Source organism: Caulobacter sp. Root1455 (genome assembly GCF_001426905.1).
Taxonomy (GTDB): domain Bacteria; phylum Pseudomonadota; class Alphaproteobacteria; order Caulobacterales; family Caulobacteraceae; genus Caulobacter.
This window is the reverse complement of the sequence record NZ_LMFQ01000024.1, coordinates 290,220-307,626: the sequence shown is the minus strand read 5'-3', so window position 1 is coordinate 307,626 and position 17,407 is coordinate 290,220. Positions and strand designations below refer to the sequence as shown.

Here is a 17,407-nt window from a genome sequence, read left to right as displayed (position 1 = left end):
GGCTTGGCTCCTCTTCTCCTCACCCGTGAAACGGGGGAGGGGGACCGCGTAGCGGTGGAGGGGGCGTCCCCGCTGCACCGAGGCGGCCTGACGCCCCCTCCGTCACGATGCGTATTCGCATCGCGCCACCTCCCCCGTTTCACGGGTGAGGAGAAGTAGATGCGCATCCTCCTCACCAACGACGACGGCATCCACGCCCCCGGCCTCGAAAGCCTGGAGCGCATCGCCCGCGCGCTGTCGGACGACATCTGGATCGTGGCCCCGGAATACGAACAGTCGGGCGCCGGCCGGTCCCTGACCCTGTCGGACCCGATCCGCGTGCGCCGCGTCGACCCGCGCCGCTTCGCCATCGAGGGCACGCCCACCGACTGCGTGGCCATGGCCGTGCAGCAGCTGATCGAGGGACCCACGCCGGACCTGGTGCTGTCGGGCGTCAACCGCGGCCAGAACCTGGCCGAGGACGTCACCCTGTCGGGCACGGTGGCCGGCGCCATCGAGGGCATGGCCCTGGGGATCCCCTCGATCGCCCTGTCCCAGGCCATGACCTATTTCCACGACGAGGTGGTCGCCCACTGGGAGACCGCCGAGCACTACGGGCCCGGCATCGTCCGCCGCCTGCTGGAGATCGGCTGGCCCAAGGACGTCATCATGAACGTCAACTTCCCGCCGCTTGCCCCTGAAAGCGTCACCGAGGTGGAAGTCACCCGCCAGGGCTTCCGCGACTCGCACATGCGGAGCATGGAAAAGCGGACCGACCTGCGCGGTCGCGACTACTATTGGACCGGCTTCGTGCTCAAGCCGTCCACGCCGGTGGAGGGAACCGATCTGAAGGCCGTCTACGAAGGACGCATCTCGGTCACGCCGCTGCATATCGACCTGACGCACAACCAGACCGTCGCGGCCATGAAGGGCGTGCTCGGCGGCTCGCCCCCCCGTTTCGAGCGATCTGGGCCGGAGCCGCTGAAGACGGAAGCGGGCGCGTGATGGCCCACGCCAAGAGCGACACGCCCGAGGCCCGCCTGAAGGCGCTGATGGCCGCCCTGCGCGCCCAGGGCGTCACCGACCCGGCCGTGCTCGGCGCCATCGAGAAGACCCCGCGCGACCTGTTCACGCCCGACCTGTTCAAGGAACGGTCCTGGGAGGACTCGGCCCTGCCGATCGCCTGCGGCCAGACGATCAGCCAGCCGTTCATCGTCGGCCTGATGACCCAGGCCCTGACCCTGGAGCCGCGCTGCCGGGTGCTGGAGATCGGCACCGGCTCGGGCTACCAGACCGCCGTCCTCAGCCGGGTGTCGCGGCTGGTCTATACGATCGAGCGCTACCGGACCCTGATGAAGGAGGCCGAGGCCCGCTTCGCCGTGCTGGGCCTGACCAACGTCATCACGAAATTTGGGGATGGATGGGAAGGCTGGCCCAAACAGGCGCCGTTCGACCGCATTCTGGTCACGGCCGCCGCGCAGGATGAGCCGGAAACTCTGCTTTCGCAGCTCAAGCCCCAGGGCGTGCTCGTCGCGCCGGTGGGCAAGGGGCCCGTGCAGAGTCTTCGCCGCTATGCGGGCGACGGAAAGGGGGGCTTCACCGTTGAAGTCCTTTGCGACGTGCGTTTCGTCCCGATCCTGGACGGCGTCGCCCGCGAGTAGAGCGGGGCGGCGGCTTCGGGTTCCGGAAGCGACGCGAGATGTTTAATGGTTGGTTTACCCTTGCGACGGCGTCTGGAGCCTCGCGAGGCAAAGGAGAGGCTATGAGGCAGTTGTGGACGCGCGCGGCGGTGATCGCCCTGACGGCTGGAACCCTCGCGGCCTGCGAAAGCACGGGCGGCGCGCAATATCCGATCCGCGGCGAGGCCCCCACGCCGAACTTCCCGATCGTCCAGGCGCCGGTCGCCGACCAGCAGCCCGAGGGACCCTCGACCCCGCGGGCCGAGGAGCCGCCGCCCAACTTCTCCGTGCCCATCGGCGGAACCGGCGTCTCCAGCCAGCCCCTGGCGCCGGCGACCGCCGCCGAGCCTCCGCCTCCGCCTCCGCCGCCTCCGGCGGCCGAATATCGCCCCGCGCCCGCGCCACGCCCCGTGGTGGTGACCTCGGTCGGCGGCCCCGTCGTGACGATAGCCGGTCCGCCCAAGACCTATAAGGTCAAGGCCGGCGACAATATCGACGCCATCGCGCGCACGCTCGGCACCACCCGCGCCGAGCTGGCCAAGGACAACGACCTGAAGTCGCCGTACCGGATCCATCCCGGCCAGGTGCTCCAGGGGCCCGAGAGCAAGAACGCCAAGGCCTATGTCGTCCAGAGCGGCGACACGATGTTCGCCATCGCCAAGCGCTTCTCGGTCTCGGCCGCCGCCCTGGCCGAGGAGAACGACCTGAGCACGGGTTCGGCGATCAGGAAGGGCCAGAAGCTGCGCCTGCCGGACGGCTACAAGGACAAGGGCCCGAGCAAGACCACCGTGATGCAGGCGGTCGCCCAGACCCCGGCGACCAGCGCGCCGCCGATCGGCTCGACGTCCAGCCGCGCCCCGGCGCCGACCCCCGCGCGCGTCGTCGAGGAAGAGCCCGAGGCGCCCGCCGCCCGTCCGGTCACCACCACCACGGTCAGCGTCACCGGTCCGGTGGTCGAGGTCGCCGGCCCGCGCCGCACCTACACCGTCAAGTCGGGCGACGCGATTGACGCCATCGCCCGCGGCCTGGACACCACCCGCGCCGACCTGGTCGAGGACAACAAGCTCAAGGCGCCTTACACGATCCATCCCGGCCAGAAGCTGAAGGGCCCGGCGACCACGGCCAAGGCCTATGTCGCCAACAGCGGCGACACCCTGGCCAACATCGCCAAGCGCTTCAACGTCAAGCCGGCCGCCCTGGCCGAGGCGAACGGCATCAAGGTCTCGGCCACGATCAAGAAGGGCCAGAAGATCCGTCTGCCGTCCGGCTACAAGGACAAGGGCCCGCTGAAGACCACGGTGACGACCACGCCGGCCGCGCCGCGTCCCACGACCCCGCGCCCGACCACGCCGGAGCCCAGCTACAACCCTCCGGCCGCGAAGATGAGCCCCTCGGTGAGCCAGCCGCCGGTCACGCCGCGTCCCTTCTCGCCGCCGCCGACCCAGAACTATCCGCGCGCGCCCAGCGGTCCGGTCTCGGCCCAGCCGGCGACGCCGCCGCCGTCCGCCGGCCAGATCATCGCCGCCAGCCCGCCGCCGACCGAGGCCGAGATCACCGCCGCCGGCCGCGGCCGCTTCGTGTGGCCGCTGCAGGGCGAGACGATCTCCGACTTCGGCCCCAAGGGCACGGGCCAGCGCAACGACGGCGTCAACATCCGCGCGGCCGCCGGCACGCCGGTCCGCGCCGCCGCGGCGGGTGAGGTGGTCTATGCCGGCAACCAGGTGCCGGGCTTCGGCAATCTGGTGCTGGTCAAGCACGCCGACGGCTGGGTGACGGCCTACGCCCACCTGTCGTCCACCGAAGTGAAGATGCGCCAGCAGGTCGCCCAAGGCGCCACCCTGGGCGCGGTCGGCCAGACCGGCGGCGTCACCGAGCCGCAGCTGCACTTCGAGGTACGCTACGCCCCGACCCCGAAGGACAAGGCGCGTCCGGTCGATCCGGGCCTGGTGCTGCCGAGGTAATATGAAGATCTTTCCCTCCCCCTTGTGGGGAGGGGGGACCAGCGAAGCTGGTGGGCGGGGTCCGCTGACTCATCAAGTCCCACCCGACCCCTTCGGGGCCACCCTCCCCGTAAAGGGGAGGGAAGGGCGGTCAGCCTAGTCCCGGCCCCAGCGCCACTTCCACGGACCGTCGCTCTTACGCCAGCTGACGACGAGGACGATCGCCGTGGAGGCCAGCACCACGCCGAGGTGAAGGCCGGGGTTGCGCTCCACCAACACCAGGCTGCTGGTCATGACGACGACCAGGAAGCCGATGACCAACGCCCAGCCTTCCCAGCTGCGGGGCCAACCGGCCCCGAATCCATAACGCTTCACGCGAAACCAAGGCTTGCCCATGCGGGCCTCCGTAGGGTTTTACGCGGGCAAGTTTACACCCAGCTCGCCGGCCAGGTCACGGGTGAACTGCCAGGCCACCCGGCCCGAGCGGGCGCCGCGCAGCTGCGACCATTGCAGGGCCCGGCGCTCGAGGTTCTCGACCTTCAGGCCGAACCGGTCGGCATAGGCGTGGACCGCCGCCAGATAGGTCGGCTGGTCCATGGGCGGAAAGCCGATCCACAGGCCGAAGCGGTCGGAGACGCTCATCTCCTCCTCGGCGTTCTCGGCGGCGGCGATCGCGCCCTGGCTCTCGACGTGGTCGCGCGGCATCAGGTGGCGGCGGTTGGAGGTGGCGACGAACAGCACGTTCTCGGGCGGGCCGGCCACGCCGCCTTCCAGGGCCGATTTCAGCGCCTTGGCGGCCGCCGCCCCGTCCTCGAAAGACAGGTCGTCGCACAGCACCACGAAGCGCTCCGGGCGCGCGCGCAGCTGGTCGAACAGCGGGGGCAGGGCGGTCACCTCGTCGCGGTCGACCTCGACCAGCTTCAGGGCGGGAAACTCGGCCGCCAGCACCATGAAGGCCGACTTGGTCAGCGAGCTCTTGCCCGTGCCGCGCACGCCCCACAGCAGCACGTGGTTGCAGGGCAGGCCGACGGCGAAGCGACGGAGATTCTCGACGAAGCGGTCCTTCTGCCGATCGACGCCGATCAGCAGGTCCAGGGCCATCGGATAGTCCGGAGCCGGTACGAAGCCGCCGCTGCCCCCCTTTTCAGGAGAATGGGGCTCATGCCGGAAAAGCCGCCCGGCGTCGAAGGCGGGGGCGGCCGGAGCGGCCGGAGCCAGGCGCTCCAGGGCGTCGGCGATGCGGGCGAGCAGGGGGACGGCGTCGTCGTTCATGTGTTGCTCCCTAGCCTCACCGCGCCGTCATTGCAAAAGGGGAGGTGAACGCATAGCTTCCGCCGACTTGACGCGGGTCCTATCTGAAGAGCCCGCGCATCGACAATCTGGAGTCGTTATGAATTCCGCTATGATGCAGCAGTTCATGGGCATCGCGCCCATCATTCTGATGGTTGTGCTGTTCTACTTCATGCTGATCCGCCCGCAGCAGCAGCGCGCCAAGCAACACGCCGCCGCCATCGCCGCCGTCAAGCGCGGCGACAACGTCGTGCTGTCGAACGGCATGCTGGGCAAGGTCGTCCGGGTCGAGGAAGCCGAAGTCGGCGTCGAGATCGCCCAGGGCGTGACCGTCAAGGTCGTCAAGAGCATGATCGCCGAGATCCGCGCCAAGGGCGAACCGGCCCCGGCCAACGACCCCAAGAGCTGATCACCGTCGAGTCGACCTCGGGGGCGCCGACCACGAGGCGCCGCCCACAACGAGACGCCTCAGGGCGTCGTCCAGAGCCTGTAATCCATGCTGACCCTCTCCCGCTGGAAAGTCACCGCCGTCATACTGTCGGTGATTTTCGGCATCGTCTTCACCCTGCCGAACCTGTTGCCGCAGAAGACGCTCGACGCGCTTCCCGGCTGGGTTCCCCATCAGAAGCTGAACCTCGGCCTCGACCTGCAGGGCGGTTCGTACCTGCTCTACGAGGTCGACACCGATGCGCTGCGCGCCGAACGCCTGACCAACATGGTCGAGGACGTGCGCACCACGCTGCGCAACGACCAGATCGAGTTCGGCGAGCTGGGTGAAGCGGGCGGGATCGTTCGGGTCCGCATCACCGATCCGGGCAAGGTGGACCAGGCGGTCAGCCTGCTGCGTCGCTCGATCGGCGGTCCTCTGGCCGGCGCCATCGGCGGCCGCGACACCAATATCAGCAACAGGGGCGACGGCCGCCTGGAGCTGAGCTTCGTGCCCGAGGCCGCCAAGGCCGACGCCGCCAAGGCGGTGGATCAGTCGATCGAGACGATTCGTCGTCGGGTCGACGCCATGGGCACCAAGGAACCGACCATCACCCGTCAGGGCGTCAACCGGATCGTCATCCAGGCGGCCGGCGAGAGCGATCCGGCCCGCCTGCAGGCGGTGATCGGCCAGACGGCCAAGCTGACCTTCCAGATGGTCGACGAGACCGTCACGCCCGAGGACATGGCCGCCGGTCGCATCCCGCCCGGCGTGATGGTGATCCCGAGCGCCGAGGCCGGCCGCCCGCCGATCCCCGTGGCCAAGCGCGCCCTGGTGACCGGCGAGGACCTGGTCGACGCCAACCAGACCTTCGACCAGAACGGCGCGGCCGCCGTCGGCTTCCGCTTCGGCGGTTCGGGCGCCCGCAAGTTCGGCGACGCCACGACCCGCAACGTCGGCAAGCGCTTCGCCATCGTGCTGGACAACAAGTACATCTCCGATCCGCGGATCAACCAGCCGCTGCCGGGCGGTTCGGGCATCATCACCGGCAACTTCACGCCGGAAAGCGCCGCCGAGCTGGCCCTGCTGCTGCGCTCGGGCGCTCTGCCCGCCAAGCTGAACCTCGAGGAGCAACGCACCGTCGGGGCCGAGCTGGGCGCCGACGCCGTGCGGGCCGGCACGATCTCGCTGGCCATCGGCGCGGCCGCGATGTTCGTGTTCATCATCCTGGCGTACGGCCTGTTCGGGACGTTCGCGGCCATCGCCCTGTTCGTCAACGTGCTGCTGATCGTCGGCATCATGTCGATGACCCAGGCGACCCTGACCTTCCCCGGCATCGCCGGCCTGATCCTGACCCTGGCGGTCGCGGTCGACGCCAACGTGCTGATCTACGAACGGATGCGGGACGAGGCGGCGGCGGGACGCTCGCCGATGTCGGCGGCCGACACCGGCTATCGGCGGGCGCTGGTCTCGATCATGGACGCCAACATCACCAGCGTGATCTCGGCCTTGATCATGTTCTCCATGGGCGCCGGACCGGTCAAAGGTTTCGCCTGGACGCTTCTCATCGGCGTGTTCACTTCGTTGTTCACCGCCATTCTCATTACCCAAGTGCTCATCGGTTGGTGGTTCAAGGCCGCCAAGCCGAAGAAGCTGCCGATCGCCTGAGGATCATCATGGCCTGGCCTCTTATCCGCCTGATCCCGCGTTCGACCCACTTCCGCTTCGTGAAGTGGGCGCCCGTCGCCGCGATCTTCTCCGCCCTGCTGATCGTCGGCTCGGGCGTCTCGTTCTTCACCCAGGGCCTGAACCTGGGCATCGACTTCAAGGGCGGCGTGGCGCTGGAAGCGCGCATGCCCACCCCGATCCCCACGTCCGAGCTGCGCACGGCCCTGGCTGGGTTCGGCGCCCATGACGCCCAGGTGCAGCCCTTCGGCTCGCCCAACAGCGCCATGATCCGCTTCCTGCCCGAGGCGGGCCAGAACCCGAACCAGGCGGCCGTCGACCTGGAGAAGAAGCTGATCCAGCGCTACCCGACCATGACCATCCCGTCGCACTCGGCGATCGGGGCCAAGGTCTCGGGCGAACTGCTGGGCAAGGGCTTCATGGCCCTGGGCATCGCCCTGGCCCTGATGCTGGCCTACATCTGGTTCCGCTTCGGCCTGTCCTACGGCACCGGCGCGGTCGTGGCCGTGTTCCACGACATCGTGCTGACCCTGGGCCTGTTGTCGGTGCTGCAGATCGAGTTCTCGATGACCTCGATCGCCGCCCTGCTGACGGTGATCGGCTACTCGATGAACGAAAAGGTCATCACCTTCGACCGGCTGAAGGAAAACCTGCGCAAGTACAAGACCACGCCGCTGCGCGAGATCATCGACCTGTCTGAGAACGAGCGTCTGTCGCGGACGATCATCACCGGCACCACGGCCCTGCTGGCGCTGGGCGGCACGATGTTCTTCGGCGGCCCGGTGCTGTTCCCGCTGGTCTTCACGATGACCTTCGGCATCATCATCGGCACCTATTCGTCGGTCTATATCGCCCTGCCGCTGATCCTCGTCTGGGGCGTCAAGCGGGGCGAAGAGGAAGCCACGCCGATCAAGCTCGGCGCCGGCACCCGGCCCTGATGCTGCGCCAGCCGCCATCGATAGACGCCTGGGGCGGCGGCGGCTTCCGCGTCTCCGGCGACTGGCGTCCGGGCTCGCTGCTGATCATCGACGATCAGCCGCGGACCTGGGCGGCCACCAGCCTGGCGACTCTTACGCCCGAAGACTTCGCCGAGGTCTTCGCGGCGGGCGGCGCGGTCGAGTTCGTGCTGCTGGGCGTGGGTCTGGTCAACGCCCTGCCGCCGCGGCCGGTGCGCGACGCGCTGAAGGCGGCGGGCGTGGGGCTGGAGTTCATGAGCACCGAGGGCGCGGCCCGCACCTACAACGTGCTGGCCAGCGAAGGCCGACGCCTGGCGGCGGCCCTGATCGCCGTCTAGAGCGCGGCGTCCGCGCTCCAAACGGTCGGCCAATACCCGCAAAGATCGTGTCTATTTGCCGACTCCGCGAGGCGCCCTATACCTGACTTCAAGCAAGGCATCAGGGGGCCTGGACATGACTGCTCTACTTTCGAATTTCCGCAACACCATCATCGTCAGCGTCATCCTGGCGCTGGTGATCGCGTTCGGCTTCGGGCACAGCCCGCACGGCTTCGACGAAGCCTATTTCCAGGCGGTGTTCCGCGTGATGCACGTGTTCTTCGGCATCCTGTGGATCGGGCTGCTGTACTATTTCAACTTCGTGCAGATCCGCGTCATGCCGCAGATCCCGGCCGAGCTGAAGCCGGCGGTGTCGAAGTACATCGCGCCCGAGGCGCTGTTCTGGTTCCGCTGGGCGGCGCTGGCGACCTGGCTGATGGGCGTGGTCCTGGCCTTCAGCCGCGGCTATCTGGGCGAGGCGGCGACCTTCGGTCTCTGGGGCGGCTACGAGCGCGGCGTCGACATGGGCTTCACCTTCATCGGCCTGGGCATGTGGCTGGCGACGATCATGTTCATCAACGTCTGGGGCGTGATCTGGCCGAATCAGAAGCGGGCCCTCGGCCTCGTCGAGGCCGACGCGGACACCAAGGCCAAGTCGGCCAAGATGGCCATGCTGTTCTCGCGCATCAACACGCTGCTCAGCATCCCGATGCTGGTCACGATGACGATGTACCAGACGCTGTTCGGCTGATCTCCGGATCGGACGACATGGAGAAGGCCCGCCCGATCGGCGGGCCTTTTTCTTTTGGGCGATGCGGCGCATAAGCCGCGCCCATGACGACGCTGGACATCGCCCACCGGGACAACGCTCCCGACGCCGACCTGGACGCCCTGGTGCGCCGGGTCGACCCTGATCGCTGGCTGGCCAGCCGTTTCATCGCCGATCCCAAGGCCCGCGCCGACGTCATCGCGCTGTACGCCTTCAACTACGAGCTGGCGCGGGTGGCCGGCGGGGTCAGCAACGCCCTGATGGGCGAAATCCGCCTGACCTGGTGGCGCGAGGCCATGGAGGAGATCGCCGCCGGCCAGATCGCGCGCAAGCACCCCGCTGTCCAGGCGGTGGCCGCCGCCGGCTATCCCTTGAGCGCCTTGGCCGAGATGGCGCAGGCGCGCGTGGCCGATCTGGACGACGCGCCGTTCGAGACCGAGGGGGAGGTCCTGGCCTATGTCGACGCCACGGCCGGGGCGGTGATGATGCTGGCCGCCTGGCGGCTGGACGCCAAGGCCGATCTCCACGCCGTCCAGGACGCCGCCCGGACCTATGGCCTGGCGGGCCTGTGGCGGCTGGAGCGGGCCGGGGTCCAGCGCCTGCCGGCCGACTGGACCCAGGGCGACGTCCGCCGCCGGGTGGACGCGGCGCGGCGCAAGGCGAACGCCGCGCTCAAGGCCCTGCCTGTCGCCGCCTTCCCCGCCGCCGCGCCCGCGGCCCTGGCGATGGCCCAGACCGGCGGGCGCGAGCTGGGCGCGTTGGAGACGCAGGTCCGGCTGACCTGGGCCGTGGCGACGGGGCGGATCTGAGCGGGGGACACGCCCTTGCGGCGTGTCCCCAAGGGCGGGCGCGGCGCTTGCTGATGGGGACACGCCGCAAGGGCATGTCCCCGCCTTACGCCGCCTCTGACGGCTTCTTGGTCTGCCGCGCGGCCTTGGTCAGGCGGTCCAGAACGTCGGGAACCAACTGCTCGGAAAAACCGCCGATGAAGGCCCAGACCATCATCTTGGCCGCGTCGACGGCGGCCGGGAACATCAGGCCGCGATTGACCAGGGTGATCGGGCAGTCGTAGCGGCAGGGTACGATCTGGGGAAACAGCGCCGCCGCCCCGCTGCCGACGATCGCGCCGTCGCGCACCAGGCCGCTGGCGAAGAAGGCCACCAGGACGAACGACACCGACATGCCCACGAAGGCGGCGATGAACACCGCCGTCAGCCCCTGGCTGAGGGCGCTGACCTGGCGCACCGGGTCGATCTCGGACGAGGCCGAGGCCATGGCCGACTCCGTCCGGCGCAGCACCGACACCATGGCCCCGGCCGCGCCGACGAAGGCGATCAGCGCGAAGTTGGCGATCACCATCACCGACTCGCGAATGGCGCCGGGCGGAGTGATGTTGGGCAGGATCCGGGTGATCATCAGCGCCAGGAACAGCCAGCACAACAGGCCCAGGGCCCAGCGCCGCATCCGGCCGGTCAGGACTTCGCGCTCGCTGCTCAGCGTATAGAGCAGCTTCAGCCGCTCCAGCAGGCTCAAGGCCTCGGCCTCGAGTTCGGCGCGCGTGGCGTCGTCCGGCGCGAACACGACATGCTCGAGCTTGATGTTCTTGGGGCCCACGGCCTGGATGTAGCGTTCGCGCAGCTGAGGCACGAACCACTTCAGCCGTTCCAGCCCGTAGTCGCGGACCATCCATTTGCGCAGGTCGACCGCGGCGGCGATTTGTTCGCTGGGGTAGGGGCTGTTGAAGCCCGCCGTCAGGCGCCTGAACTTCTCTTCGCGCTCGGCCTGGCTGTTGTCGCCGGTGGTTGAATCGCCCTCGGCGTGGCCGCGGCTGCCGTGGCGCAAGGCGATCTCGGTGAGGTCCAGGTCCAGTTCCGCCGCCAGGATGCGGGCCTCGGCGTAGCGTCCGCCCAGTCGCGAATGCAGCGTGAGCCGGTCCGAGATCGCGCGAAACAGATGGAACATGGGCGCCCCTTCCGTGTCCAAACTAACGGAAGGGGCGAAGGGCTGCAATTTATAAGCGTATTACTTGGCAGGCTCGCCCTTGGTCCAACGATCGAGCCATTTCTGCACCTCGTCGTGCCACTGCACCGAGTTCTGGGCCTTCAGCACCCAGTGATTCTCGTTGGGGAAATACAGCAGCTTGCTGGGAACGCCCTTGCGCTGCAGGGCCGTGAACGTCCCGATGCCTTCCTCCAGCGGCACGCGGAAGTCCTGGCCGCCCTGGACCACCATCTCCGGCACGCTCCACTGGTCGACATGGTCGGCCGGATTGAACTTGGAATAGGTGGTATTGGCCGCGTAGGGCGGGCCGCCGTTCTCCCATTCGCTGAACCACAGCTCCTCGGTGGAGTAGCCCATGAAGCGGCTGTCGAAGATGCCGTCGTGGTTGACCAGGCACTTCCACGGCGCCTTCCACTGGCTGGCGATCCAGTTGATCATGAAGCCGCCGTACGAGCCGCCCAGGGCGCAGGCGCGGTCCTTGTCGAGGAAGCCGTACTTGCCCGTCGCGAAGGCCCAGCCCTTCTGCAGGTCCTCCAGCGGGCGGTCGCCCCAGTGCTGGCTGATCGCGTCGGTGAAGGCCTGGCCGTAGCCGGTCGAGCCGTGGAAATCGATCATCACCACGGCATAGCCGGCCCCGGCGTAGGTCTGGGCGTTCCAGCGATAGTGAAAGAGGTTGCCGAACGACCCTTGCGGACCGCCATGGATCAGGAAGGCGACCGGATACGTCTTGGCCGGATCGAAATTGGCCGGCTTGACCAGATAGCCGTGGACCGTCTCGCCGTTCCATCCGGGGAAGCTGAACTGCTCGGTGTCGCCCATGGCCACGCCGGCCAGGGCTTGGGCGTTGTTGTTGGTCAGTTTGATGGGCGCCTGGGCCTTCTTGGCGACGGTCGACAGGGCGTAGAGCTGGGCCGGGCCCTTGAGGTTGTCCTGGGCGTAGACGATCGACTGCGGGCCGACGCTGAAGCCGCTGACATGGCCTTCGCCGGTCAGGGCCGTGACCTTGCCGGACTTCACGTCGATGGCGAACAGCTTGGTCTGCCCGACGTCCTCGGCGGTCGTGTAGATCGTCTTGCCGTCGGCGCTCCAGGCGATCGACTGGGCCGAACGGTCCCAGCCGGCGGTCAGCTCGCGCTCGCCGTAGCCCTTGGCGTCCTTGGCGTCGGCTTCGCGGACCATGATCGCCAGGCGGTCGGCCTCGAAGCCCGGGCGCTTCATGGCCAGATAGGCCGAGATCCTGCCGTCCGGCGAGAAGCTGGGTTGGGAATCCATGGCCTTGTTGGCCTGCGTGCGGTTCTCCGGCTTGGCCGAGCCGTCCATGGGAACGCGCCACAGGTCGTAGTTGGTGCTCCACGATTCCTCGCGGTCGGCCGGCTTGGCCGAGAACACCACCCATTTGCCGTCCGGCGTGATGTTGAAGTCCTCGTCGCCGCCGAACGGTTTGGTCGGGGTGTCGCCGTTGAAGCCGTTCATCAGCGCGACGGGCGTTCCGGTCGCCAGGCCCTGATCATCGATTTTCAGCGCGTAGAGGTGGTTCTGGAGGCCGTCGTTCCAGGCGTCCCAGTGGCGGATGAACAGCTTGTCGAAGACCACGCCGGTGGTCTTGACGCCGGCCTTGGCGGCCAGCTTGTCCTTGGTGCAGTCCAGGGTGTCGCAGTCGGGGAACACCGACTGGGCGATGACGATGGTCTTGCCGTCGGGCGCGATCTTGAAGGCGCCGACGTCGAACGGCGCCTTGGTCGCCTGGACGGCGGTCTCGCCGGCCGCGTCGGTGCGATAGACCTGGTCCAGGCCGCCGGTCCGGCCCGAGATGAAGTAGAGGCCCTTGCCGTCGGGCGACCAGCGGGCGCTGCTGGCGCCGCCGTCCGAGACGGCCAGCCGGCGCGGCGCCGTCTTGGCCTTCAGGTCGGTGATCCACAGCGACATCGAGGCCTTGTTGGCCGGCAGGTCCATCGTCCGTACGCTGTAGACCACGAAGCGGCCGTCAGGCGACACGCGCGGATCGCTGATCCGCTCCAGCTGCACCATGTCCTTGGCGGTGAAGCCGCGACCGCCCTGGGCGTCGGCGGCCAGGGCGCCCGGCGCGACGGCGAAGGCGGCCATGGACAGGGCGAGGGCGGAAGCGGCTATGCGCAAGGTCTTGGTCATCGAGACGGGATCCGAGAGGAGTTGGCGCCGAAAAGCGGCCAGAGCCTAGCGACGGCGTGCGGGCGAAGCCAGGGGAGGGGCACAAGATTGCCTCCGGAAACGCCAAGCTCCGCAATGCGACAAAATGGTGACCGTCGATTGGCCAAAAAAGTCATGAAAAACAAGCCGCTAGTAAGGTAACAATCGGAAACAGGACTTGCTTTGCCGCGACGCAGCATTGTCCCTAAATGGTATGCGGGGACGAGAGGCGGTCGATCGAACCGCCCCGCTACTAAGTTTAAGGGTTTCAAGTGTCGGCTTCGGCATATTTTCAGCACACGGTCGCCGGACCGGTGATTTTCGCCGGTGTGGGCCTGCACACCGGCGCGCACGTGCGCGTCGCCGTGCGCCCGGCCCAGGTCGACGCCGGGATCGTCTTCGTGCGCACCGATGTCCACGACCGCGACAACCGCGTGCCGGTCAAGCCGGACGCCGTCTGCCAGACTCAGCTGGGCACCGTCATCAACAACGCCGCCGACGTGCGTGTCTCGACCATCGAGCACCTGATGGCCGCCCTGGCCGCCCTGGCCATCGACAACTGCGTGGTCGAGCTGGACGGTCCGGAAGTGCCGATCATGGACGGTTCGTCCGAGCCCTTCATGCAGATCCTCGACCGCGCCGGCCGCCGCAAGCAGGAAGCCGCCCGTCACTACATCGAGATTCTCGACACCGTGGTGGTCGAGGAAGGCGACAAGCTGGCCAGCCTGTCGCCGAGCGACCGGTTCGAGGTCGCCTTCGAGATCGTCTTCGACAGCAAGGTGATCGGCCGCCAGCGCGTCGACCTGACCGTCGACGAAGAATCGTTCCGCGCCGAGCTTTCCGACTGCCGCACCTTCGGCTTCCTCCGCGACGTCGAGGCCCTGCGCGCCATCGGCCTGGCCCGCGGCGGCACGATGGAGAACGCCGTGGTCATCGACGGCGACCGCGTGCTGAACCCCGAAGGCCTGCGCCGCCCCGACGAATTCGTGCGCCACAAGGCGCTGGACGCGGTGGGCGATCTTTATGTGCTGGGCGCGCCGATCATCGGCCGTTTCGAGGGCGTTCTGGCCGGTCACGGCCTGAACAACGCCGTCGTCCGGGCCCTGATGGCCAACCCCGCCGCCTGGCGGATGCGCGCCCATTCGGTGGAATTGGCGCAAGCCGTCTGACAAACTGATACCGAGGCGTCGTCTTGGATCTGATTTGGCTTCGACCTGATTTGGCCAAAAAGCCGATGTCTCTAGCGTTTGGGCGGATTCCCGGGGGGATGCGTCTTGGGGCGTATCCTCGTCATGGCTCGGCTTCCATTTGCGCCCGCATCGGCGTGGTGTAGAAGCCTTGCACGGCGCAGGGGCGCACGTTTGCTTCGAGGGTGAAAAGTCCGTGCTTCGTAATTTCTCGGGACGCAAGGTGGCTATCGTCGCGACCGCCGTGCTGGTCGCCCTGTCGGTCTCCGCCTGCGCCGGCAAGCGCAAGAAGCCGACCCTGGCCTACGAAGAGCGCCCGGTGGAGCTGCTCTATTCGACCGGCGCCAATCGCCTGGACCGCGGCAGCTACAACGAAGCCGTCGACTATTTCCGCGAGGTCGAGCGTCAGCACCCCTATTCGGAATGGTCGCGCCGCTCGATCCTGATGACCGGCTACGCTCACTATATGAGCAACCAGTACAGCGAGGCGATCTCCGACGCCGACCGCTTCATCGGCCTCTATCCGGGCAATCCTTCGGCCTCCTACGCCTACTATCTGAAGGCCGTCTGCTATTTCGAGCAGATCGTCGACGTGAACCGCGACCAGGCCGCGACCGAGCAGGCCATGGCCTCGCTGCGCGACGTGGTCCAGCGCTATCCCAACTCGGAATACGCCCAGGACGCGCGCCTGAAGATCGACATGGTCAGCGACCAGCTGGCCGGCAAGGAAATGACCATCGGCCGCTACTATCTGAAGAACGGCCAGACCCTGGCGGCCATCGGCCGGTTCCGCACCGTGGTCGACCGCCACCAGACCACCTCGCACGCGCCCGAGGCTCTGTACCGCCTGGTCGAGAGCTACCTGACCCTGGGCCTGCTGGACGAGGCCAAGCGCAACGGCGCGGTGCTGGGCTACAACTTCCCGGGCGATCCCTGGTACGCCGAGGCCTACAAGCTGCTGACGTCCAACAACCTCAGGCCGGCCGTCGAGCCGCTGAAGGCCGGCAACAAGAAGAACATGCTGGACCGTCTGACCCACGACAAGGACAAGACCCTGGCGCCTCCCGCCGACACCACCACGCCGGCCGACGGCAAGCCGCCGGCCGAGACCAAGCCCAAGAAGGGCGGCGTCTCGGGCATCCTGGGGATGTGATTTCAGCGGGCCGGTCCTTCCAGGATCGGCCCGTTTTCCGTTCCGGAACGCCCCGCGGAGCTCGCGAGAACGTCCCGAGAACAAGCCCCCTTTGAAAAACCCTGATTCCCGGCGATCCTAGGCCTCATGCTGATCGGCCTTTCCATCCGCGACGTCGTGCTCATCGAAAGCCTGGACCTGGCCATAGGTCCGGGCCTGACCGCGCTCACCGGAGAGACGGGGGCGGGCAAGTCGATCATCCTGGACGCCCTGGGCCTAGCCACCGGCGCGCGGGCCGACGCCGGGCTCGTTCGTCGGGGGGCCGCAGGCCACGCCAGCGCCACCGCCATCTTCGCCCTGCCGGCCGACCACGCCGCCTTCGCCTATCTGGACGACAAGGGCCTGGACTACGCCCGCGACGAGGACCTGGTCCTGCGCCGCCAGCTGTCGGCCGACGGCCGCTCGCGCGCCTTCGTCAACGACCAGGCCACCAGCGTCGGGGTGCTCAAGGACCTGGGCGCCCTGCTGCTGGAGGTCCACGGCCAGCACGAGACCGTCGGCCTGCTGGACGTGCGCACCCACCGCAATCTGCTGGACGCCTTCGGGCTGGTCCGGGTCGGGACCGTCGCTTCGGCCTGGAGCGCCTGGCGCGCCGCCCGTGAAAAGGCCGCCGCCCTGCGCGATCTAGCCGACCGCGCGGCCGTCGAGACCGAGGAACTGACCCTTCGCCTGTCCGAGCTGGATCGTCTGGACCCGCGCGAGGGCGAGGAGACCCAGCTGGCCGAGGAGCGGGCCCTGCTGGGCTCGGCCGAGAAGGCCCTGGCCGACATCGCCGCCGCCAGCGACGCCCTGGGCGGCGACGCCCTGTCGGGCAAGCTGGCCAGCGCCTTCCGCGCTCTGGAGAGAGCGCGCGAGCGCGCCATCCACGCCGGCGCCCCCGCCGACGGTCCGGCCGTCACCAAGCTGGCCGCCGCCTGCGAGGCGGTCGACCGCGCCCTGGTCGAGGCCCAGGAGGCGGCCGCCGCCATCGACGCCGCCGCCGAGAGCTTCGAGTTCGAACCCGATCGCCTGGAAAAGGCCGAGGAGCGCCTGTTCGCCCTGCGCGGCATGGCCCGCAAGCTGAACGTCGCCGTCGAGCTGCTGCCCGACAAGCGCGCGGAGTTCGCCGCCCAGCTGCAGGCCATCGAGACCTCGGAAGAGGCCCTGAAGGCCGCCGAACAGGAGGCCGCCGACGCTCGCGCCGCCTATCTCTACGCGGCCCAGACCTTGTCGGCCGAGCGCCGCGCCGCCGGCGACCGCCTGGCCGCCGCCGTCGAGGGCGAGCTGACGCCGTTGAAGCTGGAAAAGGCGAGGTTCCGCGTCGCCGTCGAGCCGCTGGACGAGGACCGCGCCGGCCCGACCGGGGTCGACCGCGTGGCCTTCGAGATCTCGACCAATCCCGGCGCGCCGTTCGGACCGATGGAGGCCATCGCCTCGGGCGGCGAGCTGGCCCGCTTCGCCCTGGCCCTGAAGGCCGCCCTGGCGGGCCGCGAAGGGTCCCAGCCGCTGATGATCTTCGACGAAGTGGACCAGGGCGTCGGCGGGGCCGTGGCCGACGCGGTGGGCCTTCGCCTCAAGCGCCTGGCGGCGAACGCGCAGGTGCTGGTCGTCACCCACTCGGCCCAGGTCGCCGCCCGGGCCGACGCCCACTGGCGGATCACCAAGGCCGGCGACGACACCTCGACCCGCACCCGGGTCGAGCCGCTGTCGGCCGTCCAACGCCAGGAAGAGATCGCGCGGATGCTGTCGGGGGCCGAGGTCACCGAGGCGGCGCGGGCGGCGGCGCGAGCGTTGATTGGGTAAATCTCCTAGCCGCAAAGCTCAAAGCCGTCGTCATCC

17 protein-coding genes are annotated in these 17,407 nt (G+C 68.6%); 13 read left to right on the top strand and 4 right to left on the bottom strand.

Annotated features, from left to right (window positions below):
- Window positions 1-3 precede the first annotated feature (3 nt).
- The 4 genes from ASD21_RS24120 (at window position 4) to dipM (ending at window position 3,619) form a co-directional block, all read left to right on the top strand.
- Complete coding sequence (locus ASD21_RS24120) at window positions 4-159, top strand: hypothetical protein (RefSeq protein ID WP_156398447.1); 156 nt, start codon at window positions 4-6, stop codon at window positions 157-159.
- A complete protein-coding gene (surE, locus tag ASD21_RS18880; RefSeq protein WP_056444943.1) occupies window positions 160-984 on the top strand; it encodes a 5'/3'-nucleotidase SurE in 825 nt (274 codons plus the stop codon).
- Complete coding sequence (locus tag ASD21_RS18875; protein ID WP_056444940.1) at window positions 984-1,640, top strand: protein-L-isoaspartate(D-aspartate) O-methyltransferase; 657 nt, start codon at window positions 984-986, stop codon at window positions 1,638-1,640. The genes surE and ASD21_RS18875 overlap by 1 nt, the downstream gene beginning before the upstream one ends.
- 101 nt (window positions 1,641-1,741) lie before the next feature.
- Window positions 1,742-3,619, top strand: coding sequence for a cell division endopeptidase DipM (gene dipM / locus ASD21_RS18870; protein WP_056444939.1), 1,878 nt, complete (start codon window positions 1,742-1,744; stop codon window positions 3,617-3,619).
- Between the two features lie 135 nt (window positions 3,620-3,754).
- Here dipM and ASD21_RS18865 read toward each other — a convergent pair whose 3' ends face one another.
- Together ASD21_RS18865 and ASD21_RS18860 are read right to left on the bottom strand one after the other, a co-directional pair.
- On the bottom strand, window positions 3,755-3,994 hold the full coding sequence (locus ASD21_RS18865) for a hypothetical protein (protein WP_056444938.1): 240 nt from the start codon (window positions 3,992-3,994) through the stop codon (window positions 3,755-3,757).
- An 18-nt stretch (window positions 3,995-4,012) separates the two neighbouring features.
- Window positions 4,013-4,870, bottom strand: coding sequence for an ATP-binding protein (locus tag ASD21_RS18860; protein ID WP_056444935.1), 858 nt, complete (start codon window positions 4,868-4,870; stop codon window positions 4,013-4,015).
- Between the two features lie 118 nt (window positions 4,871-4,988).
- On the opposite strand from ASD21_RS18860, the gene yajC reads away from it, so the two are divergent.
- The 6 genes from yajC (at window position 4,989) to ASD21_RS18830 (ending at window position 9,852) form a co-directional block, all read left to right on the top strand.
- Window positions 4,989-5,297 carry a preprotein translocase subunit YajC gene (yajC, locus tag ASD21_RS18855; RefSeq protein ID WP_056444932.1) on the top strand — a complete coding sequence of 103 codons (309 nt, stop codon included), beginning with the start codon at window positions 4,989-4,991 and terminating at the stop codon, window positions 5,295-5,297.
- Window positions 5,298-5,384: 87 nt separating this feature from the next.
- On the top strand, window positions 5,385-6,983 hold the full coding sequence (secD, locus tag ASD21_RS18850) for a protein translocase subunit SecD (RefSeq protein WP_056444931.1): 1,599 nt from the start codon (window positions 5,385-5,387) through the stop codon (window positions 6,981-6,983).
- Between the two features lie 8 nt (window positions 6,984-6,991).
- Window positions 6,992-7,939, top strand: coding sequence for a protein translocase subunit SecF (gene secF, locus ASD21_RS18845; RefSeq protein WP_056444930.1), 948 nt, complete (start codon window positions 6,992-6,994; stop codon window positions 7,937-7,939).
- A 2-nt stretch (window positions 7,940-7,941) separates the two neighbouring features.
- Window positions 7,942-8,295: an Mth938-like domain-containing protein gene (locus tag ASD21_RS18840; protein WP_056446191.1), complete on the top strand. Its 354-nt coding sequence runs from the start codon at window positions 7,942-7,944 to the stop codon at window positions 8,293-8,295.
- Between the two features lie 115 nt (window positions 8,296-8,410).
- Entirely contained in the window at window positions 8,411-9,025 is a 615-nt protein-coding gene (locus ASD21_RS18835) for a urate hydroxylase PuuD (RefSeq protein WP_056444927.1), read from the top strand.
- Window positions 9,026-9,108: 83 nt separating this feature from the next.
- Entirely contained in the window at window positions 9,109-9,852 is a 744-nt protein-coding gene (locus tag ASD21_RS18830; protein ID WP_056444924.1) for a squalene/phytoene synthase family protein, read from the top strand.
- An 85-nt stretch (window positions 9,853-9,937) separates the two neighbouring features.
- On the opposite strand, the gene ASD21_RS18825 is transcribed toward ASD21_RS18830, so the two are convergent.
- Window positions 9,938-11,005: a hypothetical protein gene (locus ASD21_RS18825; RefSeq protein WP_056444921.1), complete on the bottom strand. Its 1,068-nt coding sequence runs from the start codon at window positions 11,003-11,005 to the stop codon at window positions 9,938-9,940.
- A 60-nt stretch (window positions 11,006-11,065) separates the two neighbouring features.
- Complete coding sequence (locus ASD21_RS18820) at window positions 11,066-13,192, bottom strand: S9 family peptidase (RefSeq protein ID WP_056444918.1); 2,127 nt, start codon at window positions 13,190-13,192, stop codon at window positions 11,066-11,068.
- A 290-nt stretch (window positions 13,193-13,482) separates the two neighbouring features.
- Between ASD21_RS18820 and lpxC the strand changes: the two genes are divergently transcribed.
- From lpxC to recN, 3 genes are all read left to right on the top strand, one after another.
- Entirely contained in the window at window positions 13,483-14,379 is an 897-nt protein-coding gene (gene lpxC, locus ASD21_RS18815) for a UDP-3-O-acyl-N-acetylglucosamine deacetylase (protein WP_056444914.1), read from the top strand.
- A 169-nt stretch (window positions 14,380-14,548) separates the two neighbouring features.
- Complete coding sequence (locus tag ASD21_RS18810; protein WP_162250254.1) at window positions 14,549-15,550, top strand: outer membrane protein assembly factor BamD; 1,002 nt, start codon at window positions 14,549-14,551, stop codon at window positions 15,548-15,550.
- Window positions 15,551-15,676: 126 nt separating this feature from the next.
- On the top strand, window positions 15,677-17,371 hold the full coding sequence (gene recN, locus ASD21_RS18805) for a DNA repair protein RecN (RefSeq protein ID WP_056444907.1): 1,695 nt from the start codon (window positions 15,677-15,679) through the stop codon (window positions 17,369-17,371).
- Window positions 17,372-17,407 lie beyond the last annotated feature (36 nt).

Excerpts from the sequence above, each read along its gene's own strand:
- secD (WP_056444931.1), top strand. The coding sequence starts at position 5,385 with ATGCTGACCCTCTCCCGCTGGAAAGTCACCGCCGTCATACTGTCGGTG.
- ASD21_RS18835 (WP_056444927.1), top strand. The coding sequence starts at position 8,411 with ATGACTGCTCTACTTTCGAATTTCCGCAACACCATCATCGTCAGCGTC.
- ASD21_RS18830 (WP_056444924.1), top strand. The coding sequence starts at position 9,109 with ATGACGACGCTGGACATCGCCCACCGGGACAACGCTCCCGACGCCGAC.
- ASD21_RS18875 (WP_056444940.1), top strand. The coding sequence starts at position 984 with ATGGCCCACGCCAAGAGCGACACGCCCGAGGCCCGCCTGAAGGCGCTG.
- surE (WP_056444943.1), top strand. The coding sequence starts at position 160 with ATGCGCATCCTCCTCACCAACGACGACGGCATCCACGCCCCCGGCCTC.
- ASD21_RS18820 (WP_056444918.1), bottom strand. The coding sequence starts at position 13,192 with ATGACCAAGACCTTGCGCATAGCCGCTTCCGCCCTCGCCCTGTCCATG.
- yajC (WP_056444932.1), top strand. The coding sequence starts at position 4,989 with ATGAATTCCGCTATGATGCAGCAGTTCATGGGCATCGCGCCCATCATT.
- recN (WP_056444907.1), top strand. The coding sequence starts at position 15,677 with ATGCTGATCGGCCTTTCCATCCGCGACGTCGTGCTCATCGAAAGCCTG.
- dipM (WP_056444939.1), top strand. The coding sequence starts at position 1,742 with ATGAGGCAGTTGTGGACGCGCGCGGCGGTGATCGCCCTGACGGCTGGA.
- secF (WP_056444930.1), top strand. The coding sequence starts at position 6,992 with ATGGCCTGGCCTCTTATCCGCCTGATCCCGCGTTCGACCCACTTCCGC.
- ASD21_RS18865 (WP_056444938.1), bottom strand. The coding sequence starts at position 3,994 with ATGGGCAAGCCTTGGTTTCGCGTGAAGCGTTATGGATTCGGGGCCGGT.
- ASD21_RS18825 (WP_056444921.1), bottom strand. The coding sequence starts at position 11,005 with ATGTTCCATCTGTTTCGCGCGATCTCGGACCGGCTCACGCTGCATTCG.
- ASD21_RS18860 (WP_056444935.1), bottom strand. The coding sequence starts at position 4,870 with ATGAACGACGACGCCGTCCCCCTGCTCGCCCGCATCGCCGACGCCCTG.